15 protein-coding genes are annotated in these 11,768 nt (G+C 43.5%); 11 read left to right on the forward strand and 4 right to left on the reverse strand.

Annotation, left to right across the window (positions count from 1 at the left end; all coding sequences use genetic code 11):
• Positions 1-85: 85 nt before the first annotated feature.
• Both BGL89_RS00805 and BGL89_RS00810 read right to left on the reverse strand, forming a co-directional pair.
• Entirely contained in the window at positions 86-1,423 is a 1,338-nt protein-coding gene (locus BGL89_RS00805; RefSeq protein WP_286823733.1) for a DUF4335 domain-containing protein, read from the reverse strand.
• A gap of 149 nt (positions 1,424-1,572) precedes the next feature.
• Positions 1,573-2,112 (reverse strand): DUF3038 domain-containing protein, encoded by a 540-nt coding sequence (locus BGL89_RS00810; protein ID WP_286823780.1) that lies wholly within the window; start codon positions 2,110-2,112, stop codon positions 1,573-1,575.
• A gap of 136 nt (positions 2,113-2,248) precedes the next feature.
• Here BGL89_RS00810 and BGL89_RS00815 point away from each other — a divergent pair, with 136 nt between their 5' ends.
• Entirely contained in the window at positions 2,249-3,820 is a 1,572-nt protein-coding gene (locus BGL89_RS00815; RefSeq protein ID WP_286823735.1) for a Na+/H+ antiporter, read from the forward strand.
• Between the two features lie 116 nt (positions 3,821-3,936).
• Here BGL89_RS00815 and BGL89_RS00820 read toward each other — a convergent pair whose 3' ends face one another.
• Positions 3,937-4,605, reverse strand: a complete 669-nt coding sequence (locus BGL89_RS00820) for a PEP-CTERM sorting domain-containing protein (protein ID WP_286823736.1) — start codon at positions 4,603-4,605, stop codon at positions 3,937-3,939.
• A gap of 353 nt (positions 4,606-4,958) precedes the next feature.
• On the opposite strand from BGL89_RS00820, the gene BGL89_RS00825 reads away from it, so the two are divergent.
• From BGL89_RS00825 to BGL89_RS00850, 6 genes are all read left to right on the forward strand, one after another.
• Entirely contained in the window at positions 4,959-5,186 is a 228-nt protein-coding gene (locus tag BGL89_RS00825; RefSeq protein ID WP_158198790.1) for a DUF2281 domain-containing protein, read from the forward strand.
• A 3-nt stretch (positions 5,187-5,189) separates the two neighbouring features.
• On the forward strand, positions 5,190-5,576 hold the full coding sequence (locus BGL89_RS00830; protein ID WP_286823737.1) for a type II toxin-antitoxin system VapC family toxin: 387 nt from the start codon (positions 5,190-5,192) through the stop codon (positions 5,574-5,576).
• A gap of 387 nt (positions 5,577-5,963) precedes the next feature.
• Complete coding sequence (locus BGL89_RS00835) at positions 5,964-6,308, forward strand: hypothetical protein (protein ID WP_286823739.1); 345 nt, start codon at positions 5,964-5,966, stop codon at positions 6,306-6,308.
• Positions 6,305-6,490, forward strand: coding sequence for a hypothetical protein (locus BGL89_RS00840; RefSeq protein WP_286823740.1), 186 nt, complete (start codon positions 6,305-6,307; stop codon positions 6,488-6,490). Before BGL89_RS00835 ends, BGL89_RS00840 begins: the two co-directional genes overlap by 4 nt.
• A gap of 28 nt (positions 6,491-6,518) precedes the next feature.
• Positions 6,519-6,830 (forward strand): BrnT family toxin, encoded by a 312-nt coding sequence (locus tag BGL89_RS00845; protein WP_286823741.1) that lies wholly within the window; start codon positions 6,519-6,521, stop codon positions 6,828-6,830.
• A 114-nt stretch (positions 6,831-6,944) separates the two neighbouring features.
• Positions 6,945-7,262, forward strand: a complete 318-nt coding sequence (locus BGL89_RS00850) for a hypothetical protein (protein WP_286823742.1) — start codon at positions 6,945-6,947, stop codon at positions 7,260-7,262.
• A gap of 225 nt (positions 7,263-7,487) precedes the next feature.
• Here the strand turns inward: BGL89_RS00850 and BGL89_RS00855 are convergent, their stop codons facing one another.
• Positions 7,488-8,003 carry a single-stranded DNA-binding protein gene (locus BGL89_RS00855; protein ID WP_286823743.1) on the reverse strand — a complete coding sequence of 172 codons (516 nt, stop codon included), beginning with the start codon at positions 8,001-8,003 and terminating at the stop codon, positions 7,488-7,490.
• A gap of 85 nt (positions 8,004-8,088) precedes the next feature.
• Between BGL89_RS00855 and BGL89_RS00860 the strand changes: the two genes are divergently transcribed.
• The 4 genes from BGL89_RS00860 to BGL89_RS00875 all read left to right on the forward strand — a co-directional run bounded on the left by BGL89_RS00860 (position 8,089) and on the right by BGL89_RS00875 (position 11,636).
• A complete protein-coding gene (locus BGL89_RS00860) occupies positions 8,089-9,084 on the forward strand; it encodes an amino acid ABC transporter permease (protein WP_286823744.1) in 996 nt (331 codons plus the stop codon).
• Between the two features lie 175 nt (positions 9,085-9,259).
• Entirely contained in the window at positions 9,260-9,637 is a 378-nt protein-coding gene (locus BGL89_RS00865; protein ID WP_286823745.1) for a hypothetical protein, read from the forward strand.
• Positions 9,638-9,702: 65 nt separating this feature from the next.
• Complete coding sequence (locus BGL89_RS00870; protein WP_286823746.1) at positions 9,703-10,563, forward strand: shikimate dehydrogenase; 861 nt, start codon at positions 9,703-9,705, stop codon at positions 10,561-10,563.
• A gap of 29 nt (positions 10,564-10,592) precedes the next feature.
• On the forward strand, positions 10,593-11,636 hold the full coding sequence (locus tag BGL89_RS00875) for an AI-2E family transporter (RefSeq protein ID WP_286823747.1): 1,044 nt from the start codon (positions 10,593-10,595) through the stop codon (positions 11,634-11,636).
• Positions 11,637-11,768 lie beyond the last annotated feature (132 nt).

Raw genomic sequence — 11,768 nt, forward strand, 5'->3', positions numbered from 1 at the left:
GTTCAGTTAAACCTGTTTGATCTAGTCAAGAGCCTATGAACCAAGAATCCCCCGCTACACTGCGCGAGCGGTTGGCGGGGGAGAGTCAAAGCTGTTCCATAAAAGTCCGCACCGTACCATCGGAACCAAGCACCAGACGCAATTGGGGATTACCGGGGACATCGAGGGGAGAAACAAAAGGTTGATTGAGCAGGGGCATATTAGTGCGATCGAGATAGATTTTCGCCGCCTGTCCCAGGGGAATAATCTGTTTTAGGGAACCATCCTGATTTAAGACCAAACGGTACTCTAGAGTATGCTTGAGACTTTCCGGCGGTTGCCAACGGGATTGAAAATATTCTCTGGTTTCTGCCACTTGGGGAATTGTATCTAGTAAATTCGTCTCTGGGGCTTTAGCGGTGCTTGTGGGCGGTTTGGGGTCTAAATTGGCATTTTCGGGCTTAATAGGGCTTAGAGGCGGTAAATTGGGCAATTTTGGCGGTGCTGGAGTCGGATTCATCGTGGTGGGGGGAACATTTATCAGTGCATTTGTACCCTGAGCGCCAGTGACGGGGGGGGCAGTAATCGGGATTTTCTGATTATTCGGTTCAATTACGATCGCCGTGCCGCCAGGGAGCGAACCCGTGACTGGTGGCGGCGGTAAAGTGGGCGGCGGAATCACCAGGGGGACGCTAGAGGGGCGAACTGGGGCTGGAACGGTTCCCACGGGTGGCGGTGGCGGTAAAGGGGTTTTATTGCCCAAATTTGCCGGTAACTGCGGGTTTGGGGCGGCCGTTCCCGTGGGGGGTAAAGGCAGCGTTGGCAAGGGTTGGGGAATCTTGGCACTATTGGGATCGATGGTTAAATCATTGTTGGCTAGTTCTTGCTGTTGATAAAATGCGATCGCTATTCCCCCGATAGTTATTAGGGCTGAGGCGATTAATCCCGTCCACATCAGGGCATTTTTTCGAGTTTTCTGGCGAATTAATGGGGGTATTAGGGGGCTTTCATGGTTATATTCCCCTAAAGCATTGGCTAGATCGAATAATTGCGATGTGGTTAATTCGATCTCCTGTTTATCCCGATCGGTTAGCAGGGAACCTAAAAATAATTGATGCTGGAGAAGTCCCCGACAACGGAGAGAGGGTAAGGAGGGGAGATGGCTTTCGGGGGAACCACTAGCCACGAAGGAGAGGGTAGAAACGGGACTAGAGAGTAAATTCTGCACATAATTAGCGACAATTTCCCCTAGGAGTTGTAATTGTGTGCGATCGCCTTTGATCGTCACCTGTTTTTCCTCACTCAATCTAGGATCATCAAAGCGCAATTGAAAGTGGGCATCGTTTAAGACATTTTTACCCAGCCAAACCGCTAGAGGCGAACTATTTCCCCAAATTTCTAGGGTACAGGTGGGGGGTGTATATTTGCGAATTAGATTACTCATTTTTAGTTATCGGTGGGAATTATGAATTATGAATTATGAATTATGAACTGGGAAGCTTTTTTTCAGTGATCAGTAAACAGTAATCAGTAATCAGTGAACTGAAAACTTACATCTGATAACTGATAACTGATTCAAGGCTGATAGCCTTTTTACTTTTTACTTGCCAAAAGGGTGTGCCAGAGAAGGAGATGACTGCGGTGGCTGCTGTAGAATAATAAATCGATTAATAATTTCCAGGCTAGGGAAGTTAGGCTAGAATTGCTGAGATTATTTTCCGATATTTCTGGGTATTTTAAGCGAAAATTATCGATATAATTGCCCAAAAGCGTGGTTTTTTGGGGTTCTTGTCCTTGAGTTCCCACTTGTTCCAAGAGAATTACGGCGCGACGGATTAACTCTTGCTTTTTTTGGGCTAGATGACAGAGGAGGAGAACTAGAGAACGTATGTCCGCTAGGGAGAGGTTTGACTGGGGTTGCCAGTAGTGGGCAACTAGGCGATCGCTTGTATCCAGATCTAAGGCTAATTCCTGAGCTGCTTGGGTGATAGACTCGGAGTCTAAATTAGCTAGAGATACTAAAGCTGCCAAAATCAGGTTTAAATAGCTATTAATATTCTCTAACTGCTCGTTACTGGGTGAGATAGCTAGGGGTAAATCCTCACCCATGGGGGACTCGGCAGACTGAGGCATAGTCAAGGACATAGATAATAAGGAATTGCCAGCAGAAAAACTTGGGTTTAGGAGAAAAAATCACTGGTTCTAAAGTGTAATAATAATTTAGATTGTTCTTTTCTTGCACGTCCGCTCACCGATTGCCTCCCACCCAATGAGTTTAGAATCCGCTACCGATGAAGTTATTAAGCAAAATTTAGAACAATTTCTAATTGTTTTGTCCGTTTCCCTGAGTGTGGCCACGGTTTCGAGGATTTTTAGCTGGTTTCGCCAAATTCCTTACACCCTATTGTTAGTGATAGTCGGTTTAGGTTTAGCTTTCATCGATATCCGTCTGGTGAACCTATCCCCCGAACTGATTCTAGAAATTTTTCTGCCCCCTTTGCTATTTGAAGCCGCTTGGAATACGCGCTGGCGAGATCTGAAGGATAATTGGATTCCCGTCAGTCTTTTCGCTATTGTCGGCGTAATTATCTCGATTTTCGGGGTTGGCTTTGCCCTCGATGAATTGACCAATTTGCCCCTATTTACGGCATTATTAGTGGGTGCGAGCCTTTCTTCTACGGATCCCGTCGCTGTTGTCGCTCTTTTTCGCGAATTAGGGGCCAGTAAAAACCTCACCGTGCTTTTGGAAGGGGAAAGCTTATTTAATGATGGGGTCGCTGTCGTCGCTTTCGCTCTTTTGGTGGAAATTCCCCTCGGTGCTAGTGGTCTATCCTTAGAGACAACCATTAGCCGGATTGCTGCTTTTATCGGTATCGGGGTAGGAGTGGGTTGTTTAGTGGGTTTTGGTATCTCCTATCTGACTCAACGTCTGGATTTACCCCTAGTGGAACAGTCTTTAACTCTTGTGTCCGCCTACGGTGCTTATTTATTAACCGAGGAGTTCGGGGGTTCGGGGGTAATCGGAGTGGTGACTACGGGGATTATTTTAGGTAATTTTGGCTCTAGAATTAGTATGAGTCCCCGTACCCGCCTATTAGTCACGCAATTCTGGGAGTTTCTCGCTTTTTTTGTCAATTCGATCGTTTTTCTCCTTATCGGCGATCAGATTCGTCTCTCCAGTTTAGCCGATAATCTCAATTTAATTTTTATCACGATCGCTGCCGTGGTAGCGGCCCGTTTTCTGGCTACCTTTGCTTTAGCAACTGTTAGTAATGCCTTGATGGAAACTAAAATTAATTGGCGGGAAAAAACGGTTTTATGGTGGGGAGGTTTGCGTGGTTCGGTTTCTATTGCCCTAGCTTTAAGTGTGCCGGTTATTTTTCCCAATCGTCAGGATATCATCGATATCGTCTTCGGAGTTGTTCTCTTTACCCTTTTGGTTCAGGGATTAACTATTCAAACTTTCCTATCGAGATTAGACCTGATCGGTGATCAACCAATTCGAGAAAAGTATGCGGAACTTTTAGCCCGACGGGTAGCTTTAAAAAGGGTTTTAGACTATCTTTCTAAGTTAGATAAATCTCCCGATGTTGCCCCCGAATTTTTTAGTTATGAGCAGCATCTCGTCAAAGAAAAGTTAAAGACTGTAGAAGCGGAAATTCAATCTCTCAACGATAGTTATCCCCAATTACAGCTATTAACAATGGAACAACTTCGGGAAACCCTCTTAGATATCGAAGCTGATACCTACGCTGAATTTATTCGATCCGGCCGTTTAACTAGCAATTTATCCCCCGTCCTTCAAGAAATTCTCGCTGAAAGTAAAATTAGTGAACAGTAGGACTATTTTGGGGTATATACAATCAATCTCAATTCTCCTAATGATCGACGACTGGCTCCTATGACAAAAACCCCTTCATTAATTGCAGGGGTTTTTGTGGGGTTTTATGGGGGATTTTAGGAGACTTTTGTAGTTTCCTTTTCTGTCAATTTAGATGACTTCAGTTTGCGCTTGAGGGTTGAAGCTGTGCCTAGAGTGCCGAGAGCAAGGAGACTGAGAGTTGAGGTGGGTTCAGGGGTGGAGACAGGATTAGTTGCTACGTCGAACTGAAAGTTATCCCATCCGAGTCCGGCAGGATCAGTAACGTTATATATTCGTATAGACGAGACATTACTAAAGCCAGTTAGGTCAACGAGATTTGGTACAAAAGGGTCATTGAATCCCAAAATATTAACGGTCGAAGAAAATAAGCCGTTTTCAAACACATCAACCAAGGCAACTACACCACTAGCATTGTCTCCTACCTGGTAGAAAGATAGATTATTAACTCCGCTGCTAAAGGTAAGTATCGTCTCTTGAGTACAGTTGATTCCCCCTGCTGTAGGTGCAGTACAAATGAAGTTATTTCCGAAACCAAGGCCGGGCTGAGTGGTTACTTTGTTTACGAACCCCGCATTTGCGGAGAATACTACGTCAGAGAATTGATTCGTTACGACGGTTCCGTTGGGCAACCCCTCGAAGCCTATTGATGCGGCGAACGCATGAGTTGCTCCTGTTAAATCAATTGCGATCATTCCAACGGCTGCCAATGAGACCTTCTTCAGTACATTTACATTTAAACTCATAATTTTTAGAACTGCCTACAGTACGATCGCCTCCCTCGTAGCTAGGTCAAGCAACAACCCAACCCAAGACAGAAGGCAGATGACAAAAGAACACACATTACCCCCCAAAAAAAACTGTATCTTAGGCTACATTTTATAAATCTTTACATTTCCTTCTTAATCTCTATCAAGAAAACTCAGAACCAGAATAAACAACCCCCAGAAGACGAGACAGAGAAACCCGAACCGACTTCCGTAGTGCGATCTCGCGTAGCGAGCGCGTTGCGACCGCACCATCCTTAACTTGTCCCCTCACCTCTGAAAACCGATGTTATCCTTAAGGTATTCCCCCAAAATCCTCAAATCAAATCGTTATGAACAATGCTGACCTAGATACCAATTCTCCTTTGTTGCAAACCCTTCAGACATTACCTGTCCAACAACAACAAGAAATTCTCGATTTTTTGGAATCTATAGTCAATCAACACCATCAAACCCAAATAACCCAAACAGGTAGAATTGCAGGATTATATCAAGGTCAAGGCTGGATCAGCGATGACTTTAACGAACCCCTAACCGATGAACTCTTGCCGCCAACTTAACCCATGCAACTTTTATTAGATACCCATAGCTTTATTTGGTGGTCAATTAACTCAGAAAAACTATCAGTAACCGGGCAAGATTTGTTATTTGATCGAAATAATCGCTTGTTTTTAAGCGTTGCTAGTGTCTGGGAAATGCAAATAAAACTGCAACTGGGAAAATTACAACTTAACCCATCCTTACAGGAATTAATTAACAATCAAATAACCATTAATAATCTAGAAATACTTTCTATTGATCTAGCTCATATCTGGACACTAGCAACCCTTACCCACTATCATAAAGACCCCTTTGATCGACTTTTAATATCCCAATCAATAACCGAAATTATGCCGATTCTGAGCATTGATGAAATATTTGACCGTTACCCCGTTCAAAGAATTTGGTAAATTTCCCAAAATGTCAGGCGATCGTGGTTCTTATATTGCGATCGCCCCCTCGCAGCTAGGTTAAGCAACAGCCTCACCCAACACCAAAGGCAGATGACAAAAGAACACACATTACCCCCCGCACTGTATCCTACGCTACAATTTAATAAATCTTTATATTCTTCTCCCTAGCTTAGGGATTCATAGGGGAAGGAGTTTCAGGTGGTTTCCCCTGTTTTACTGCTTCTCAGGCGACCTATCCTCTTTCGTGAGGGATTGTGGCGCGGTATGTGGGATTCGCCTTTGCGTTCTCCCTTGACTGCCCCTCAACTCGATCGCTAACCAAATTAAGTACGATTACCTCGCACCAACCAGATGATAGACTGGGGATAACAGAAATAACTGAATATGGCTAAATTACCGGAGGAAACCCTAACTAGCATTTTTGAGCTACTGCGTCAACCAGAGGAGCAGATAGAATACGCATCAGCGACGGAATGGCAACTTTTTACTGAATACGGGGAAAATGAGCGGACATTATTAGAATTAGAAGAATTATTTAATGCCAGAGAGAGGGTAATTAATTCCTACTCCCGAATTAATAATATCCTGCTGAGAATTTTACAAGAGCAGCCTACTCTCTCAAATACGATGCTAGAGATGTTAGAAAGAGCGATTTTGCAAGGAACAGCCAGCGTAGATGCTGTTAACGCTAGTATTAATGAAGTTAAGAGGCAATGGAACTTACTATGACTTACCGCACCTCCTATCCTGATGAAGCAACTAGAAAACAATCTCTTGAACGCTTACGGGAAACTAACCGCCAGATTGAGCTTTATAATCTCTTTTTAGACGATATACTCGCTCAACTCGAAACAGAATCCCGTCAAAAGAGACGAGAAAGGCTAATGCAAAGAGGGCAACCTATTGAATAGTAGGTAGTTATGGAGTTAGAGTCAAAAGATGGAGTTCGAGTGGGATGACCAAAAGAACAACATCAATATTGAAAAACACGGGATCGACTTTAATTTTGCCAAAGAAATCTTTTCAGGAGTCTGCATCTCAAAACCTGATAATCGCAGAGACTACGGCGAAGAAAGATTAATCGCTTTGGGACTTTTAGGAGAATTCGTCCTAGTTGCAGTGTACACTCTACGAGAACAGAAAATACGGCTTATATCTACAAGACGCGCTAATGCAGAGGAAAGGAGAATTTATTATGAGTATGTCGAGAGAGGAACAATTAAAGATCCTTGGTCAGATGAAAGATTCTGATATAGATTATTCAGATATACCTGCTACTGATGCCGAATTTTGGCAAGAAGCTACTGTTAATTCTCCTCTAAAAGTTCCTGTAACTCTGCAGCTTGATCCCTCAGTTGTTGCATCATGGTACATCAAGGTCTGGAGGAGAAATGGGTCTTACTCAACAGCGATGCCATTGAATTTGAAATCAGTAGGAACCCAGACCCTTTCAAAAAAGAGCAACTGGAATCCATCCTATCGGTTGCCACCCGTCGGCTCCCTTCGAGTGAGGCGATCAAATTGAGAGCCACAGCCTTGATGGAACTGGGTTTTAAGCTCTATTACCAAATTTCTAAATCCATGACAGACATCCACGCTCGAATGCTTGCCAAGCCTGCATTCGTTGTGACGCGAATAAAGAAAAATGGTATCCTATTGGTGATTTTCTCTCACTTATGGTGAGCAGCAGAAGTTGTTCAAAGAGGGCGAATGCAATTCGCCCCTACAATAATATTATTGCGCCAATAGTAGGGGCGCATCGTGGTCACTGAGTTTATCGAACTGCGTGCGCCCAAATGTAATATAGATATTTATACAAAATTGAGATGCACCCAATTCACACTCTGGAAAGAGGGAAAACCAGAACAAAAAAGGGAAAAATATCTGTAATTAATTCTGTCGGGGTGATTAGAAAGGAATATCGTCTAAATTTTCCTCCACTGATGTGTCAGAAGGTTGCCAAGCAGAAGGATTAGAAAGTTCATAGGATGCGTCGTATTCAAAATCACCGGTGGAGACAGGTGCGACGGGTTTTTCCACCTCGGTTTTATTAGATTTATAGGTATTGATTGGTACGACTTTTTCTGGAGTCGAGGCCGTCATTTCACCGCTACTCATGCTGCCGTCAAGATGATAAAGATGACTAATAACTAATTCGGCCCGTTTTTCCTTAAAACCTTCGGGACGATCGATCATTTGCATGGAGAGACGGCCTTCCAAAATGACCTGATCACCTTCATTATAGTTCTGAGCGACTTCTGAGGCTAAATTTCCCCAAGCTACGGCCTTTAAATTAGCCGGGGTTGCCTCGGCACGATTGGGAGAAAACTCGACTAACATTTGAGCGTAGGGAGTTTGATTATCTTGGGTATAACGTAATTCGGGACGACGGACAATTTTAGCCATTAAAATGCAACTGTTCATGGTCGGAAATCAGTCTGAATTTTTCTAATAGCACCATTGTACTGAAAAAGTACAATGATCACCACTGTGGAGGTTAGGGAATTTTATGGGACTCTGGTTAAGAAAAAATCTCTTTAACACTTGGTACAACGTCATCTTAACCCTTGCGGGTCTATTTCTCAGCCTCTGGGGTGGCTTAAGTTTTCTCGATTGGGCGATAAATCAGGCAAAATGGGCTGTAGTGACGGAAAATCTCGGTTTATTTCTGGTCGGTCGTTATCCAGAGCAGTCAATATGGCGAATTTGGCTTATTTTAACGATTATTACTGCTTTATCACTGTTTTCTTGGCAATTAAACCAGGGTCGCTTCCCCGATTGTCCCGCTTTTCTCCGACGCTGGTGGGGATTGATCTGGTTATTGACTTTACCTTTAATTGCTTGGTTACTATTGGGGGGATTATTTTTAAAGGCAATTTCCCTCGATGATCTCAGTGGTTTAATCTTAACTTTATTAGTAGCGATCGCAAGTATGATTTTATCTTTCCCCTTGGGGGTATTATTAGCCCTGGGGAGACAGAGTGAATTACCGGCAATTCGTTGGCTATCTATTGGCTATATCGAATTATTGCGCGGGTTGCCTTTGTTGGGAATTTTATTCATGGCCCAGGTGATGTTACCCTTAATTTTACCCGCCGGGACTAGACCAGAACGGGTGATCAGAGCGATCGCTGGATTTACTCTTTTTGCAGCAGCCTATCTGGCCGAAAATGTCCGCGGTGGTTTACAAGCGATTCCCAAAGGTCAAATTGAAGCGGCCAAAGCTTTGGGTTTAAAACCGATTTTCGTTTTATTATTGATCGTTCTACCCCAAGCTTTAAAAGCGGTCATTCCCGCTATTGTTGGTCAATTTATCAGTTTATTTAAGGATACTTCTCTACTGGCGATCGTGGGACTGGTGGACCTCTTGGGTATGGCAGGATCGGTTTTGGCTAATCCGAAATTTATCGGCGATTATCCAGAAGTTTATCTATTTTTGGCGTTTATTTACTGGATTTTCTGTTATTCTATGTCCCTAGCCAGTCGTAGGTTAGAACAGCGTTGATTGGGGTGTGGGAAATTTTATCAGTGAACAGTGAAAAGTGAACAGTAAACTGAAAACTCCCATCTGATCACTGATCACTGATAGATGGCTACCTGGCTTTTTGTCATAAATATTGATATTATTTAAGAATCAGCAGCAATTTATGGTAAATATATTTATTTAGGAGAGGGAGAAAATGGCTGGATTCTTTGGCCTGTTTGGCAATAAGACGAAATACGTCGATGAACCGATGGATCTGAGCGCACCGGAACCGAAAGAGGCTTTTTACTTGGAACCCGATGACGCTAAAACTCTCGGTGATATCGACTTTATGCGGACACCGATCACGATCCGACGTACTTTCCCGAAAACTGCCTCGAATAAAAAGGGTGGCGAATCGATTAAACAGATTTCCTCTATGGAAGTCAGCAAAGTCACCGATAACGGTATTGTGGCAAAATCGGCTACTTCCGAGGCTAATGGTAACGGTAACGGTACTAATGATAACGGTCGTCGCACTAACGATGACAGTATCAATCCTTTCCTGAAAATGGCCCGCGAAATCAAGAAATAGTATAGTAAGGCGAGCATTGGCTACCCTTGAGATCAAACTTTGGTGGGGAAAGCCCACCTTTTTTTATGACCATTATTAACGGAAAAACCAAGTTATTAGGCGTAATCGGCGATCCCATCGGCCATACTCTTTCTCCCCTCATGCACAATGCCGCTATCGATGCCTTGGGGGTAAATTATGTCTATCTTCCCCTACCTATCGCCCCGGAAAATTTAGCAACTGCGATCGCTGGCTTGGCCGCCATTGATCTACAGGGTTTGAGCGTTACGATTCCCCATAAATTAGCAATTATTCCCTTATTATCGCAAATTACCGAGAAAGCAAGGCTAGTAGGCGCAGTTAATACCGTCTGGCGCACGGAAACCGGTTGGCAGGGAACGAATACCGATGTGGATGGTTTTCTCGCACCCTTGAAATTCCTTGACAAAGATTGGAGTCGGGTGAATCCAGTTATTTTAGGCAATGGCGGCGCTGCTCGGGCGGTAGTGGTGGCTTGCGCCCAGTTGGGCTGTGGCAAAATTCATCTGGTAGGACGCAATCAAAGGAAATTAGATCCTTTTAAAGAAAGTTGGGCGAATACAAGCCTCTATGACCTCCTAGAAGTGCATAGCTGGGACGAATTAGAGGGGCTGGTATCCACCACAGAACTCTTGGTTAATTCTACCCCGATCGGAATGTCCCCCCAGGGCGAACAATCCCCAGTTGAGTTAGAATTATTAGACCTTTTACCCCCATCGGCGATCGCCTACGATCTAATTTATAATCCCCGGCCGAGCAAATTTCTCCGGTTAGCCCAGACTAGAGGGATAAGAATTATTGATGGGTTAGAAATGTTAGTTAATCAGGGAGCGATCGCCCTAGAAATCTGGTTAGGTCAACCCGTCCCCGTCTCGGTGATGCGGGAAGCTCTGTTAAAACAATTCTAAATGCTAAAATCCTATTTCTGGCTTTATTTATGCCCCCTTCTAGCTCCTTTTGGAAAACTCTGAATAACTCGATTCTAGTACGCTATCTATTATTATTTGGCTGTGGCTGGAGTCTAATTATCTTAATTAACTATTTCTACGGGATGATCGCTATTTTTACCGGTTCGGCAGTCCTGGCCGCTCTATTAAATTATCCCGTGGTTTGGTTATCCCGTTATCTACCGAGAGGACTAGCCATTGCTATTACCACCCTAGTAGCTTTTATCCTCCTATTTAGATTAGTCACAGGCATAGGATTAGAAGCGGTTAATCAGGGGAGAGGACTACTATTCAATCTTACCGATGCCCTTGGTCAAAAAGATTTTTTACCCTTTCAAGACTTTCTCGATCGATTAGATTTGAATAAAATGGTGGGAAGCTTACAAACCGGTTTAGCCACGGGTTTATCAATCGTACAAGGAGTTTTTTCCAGTGTCTTTACGGTCATTTTCGGGGCGGTGATCAGTGTTTATATGCTCATTGATGGTGATAAACTCTGGCGAAGTTTTTTGCAACTTCTCCCCCTAGCATACCGGGAGCGTTTTGCCAAGTCTTTTCGACAAAGTTTTCTGGGATTTATTCGCGGGCAACTGTTGTTAATGCTCTTTTTATCGGTGACAAGTTTCATAAGTTTTTCCCTATTAGGAATTAAATATGGGCTAATTTTAGCGGGTATTCTCGGTATTATCGATGCTATCCCGGGTATCGGGGCAACCCTGGGCATTTTGTTGGTAACTATCTTGACTTTTACCTCCCAGGGACTAGCAGTTGCCGTTAAAGCTTTTATTGTCTGTGTTGTCTTGGTGCAAATTCAAGATAATATTATTCGCCCTAAAGTTATGGGCAATGCCCTAGAATTAAACCCAGTAATTTTATTTTTATCCCTCTTTATCGGCGAAAGAGTTGCGGGATTATTAGGGGTTTTTCTCTCCATTCCTATCGCTGGGATGATCGCGATCTGGATCGGTTCAAGTGAAGAAAAACAAATAACAGCTTTAGAGGAAAATCAGTTAGGAGAAAGTCAAGAGAATTAAGAGCCGATCCCCAGTCTCTACTATACAATTAGGGAAATTTGTGGTTCTTCGGTTTTTGTTATGCAATGGACGGGGTTATAAGGAATGAAACCCTTATAGAGAGGGACATTGCCGCGATTTTTGTCAATTGTT

It is taken from the genome of Microcystis sp. LSC13-02 (genome assembly GCA_002282935.1).
Classification (GTDB): domain Bacteria; phylum Cyanobacteriota; class Cyanobacteriia; order Cyanobacteriales; family Microcystaceae; genus Microcystis.

What these genes read in the sequence shown, in the direction of transcription:
- BGL89_RS00820 (WP_286823736.1), bottom strand. Translation starts at nt 4,605, where the DNA reads ATGAGTTTAAATGTAAATGTACTGAAGAAGGTCTCATTGGCAGCCGTT.
- BGL89_RS00815 (WP_286823735.1), top strand. Translation starts at nt 2,249, where the DNA reads ATGAGTTTAGAATCCGCTACCGATGAAGTTATTAAGCAAAATTTAGAA.
- BGL89_RS00850 (WP_286823742.1), top strand. Translation starts at nt 6,945, where the DNA reads ATGGTACATCAAGGTCTGGAGGAGAAATGGGTCTTACTCAACAGCGAT.
- BGL89_RS00870 (WP_286823746.1), top strand. Translation starts at nt 9,703, where the DNA reads ATGACCATTATTAACGGAAAAACCAAGTTATTAGGCGTAATCGGCGAT.
- BGL89_RS00860 (WP_286823744.1), top strand. Translation starts at nt 8,089, where the DNA reads ATGGGACTCTGGTTAAGAAAAAATCTCTTTAACACTTGGTACAACGTC.
- BGL89_RS00840 (WP_286823740.1), top strand. Translation starts at nt 6,305, where the DNA reads ATGACTTACCGCACCTCCTATCCTGATGAAGCAACTAGAAAACAATCT.
- BGL89_RS00855 (WP_286823743.1), bottom strand. Translation starts at nt 8,003, where the DNA reads ATGAACAGTTGCATTTTAATGGCTAAAATTGTCCGTCGTCCCGAATTA.
- BGL89_RS00875 (WP_286823747.1), top strand. Translation starts at nt 10,593, where the DNA reads ATGCCCCCTTCTAGCTCCTTTTGGAAAACTCTGAATAACTCGATTCTA.
- BGL89_RS00865 (WP_286823745.1), top strand. Translation starts at nt 9,260, where the DNA reads ATGGCTGGATTCTTTGGCCTGTTTGGCAATAAGACGAAATACGTCGAT.
- BGL89_RS00835 (WP_286823739.1), top strand. Translation starts at nt 5,964, where the DNA reads ATGGCTAAATTACCGGAGGAAACCCTAACTAGCATTTTTGAGCTACTG.
- BGL89_RS00805 (WP_286823733.1), bottom strand. Translation starts at nt 1,423, where the DNA reads ATGAGTAATCTAATTCGCAAATATACACCCCCCACCTGTACCCTAGAA.
- BGL89_RS00825 (WP_158198790.1), top strand. Translation starts at nt 4,959, where the DNA reads ATGAACAATGCTGACCTAGATACCAATTCTCCTTTGTTGCAAACCCTT.
- BGL89_RS00810 (WP_286823780.1), bottom strand. Translation starts at nt 2,112, where the DNA reads ATGCCTCAGTCTGCCGAGTCCCCCATGGGTGAGGATTTACCCCTAGCT.
- BGL89_RS00830 (WP_286823737.1), top strand. Translation starts at nt 5,190, where the DNA reads ATGCAACTTTTATTAGATACCCATAGCTTTATTTGGTGGTCAATTAAC.
- BGL89_RS00845 (WP_286823741.1), top strand. Translation starts at nt 6,519, where the DNA reads ATGGAGTTCGAGTGGGATGACCAAAAGAACAACATCAATATTGAAAAA.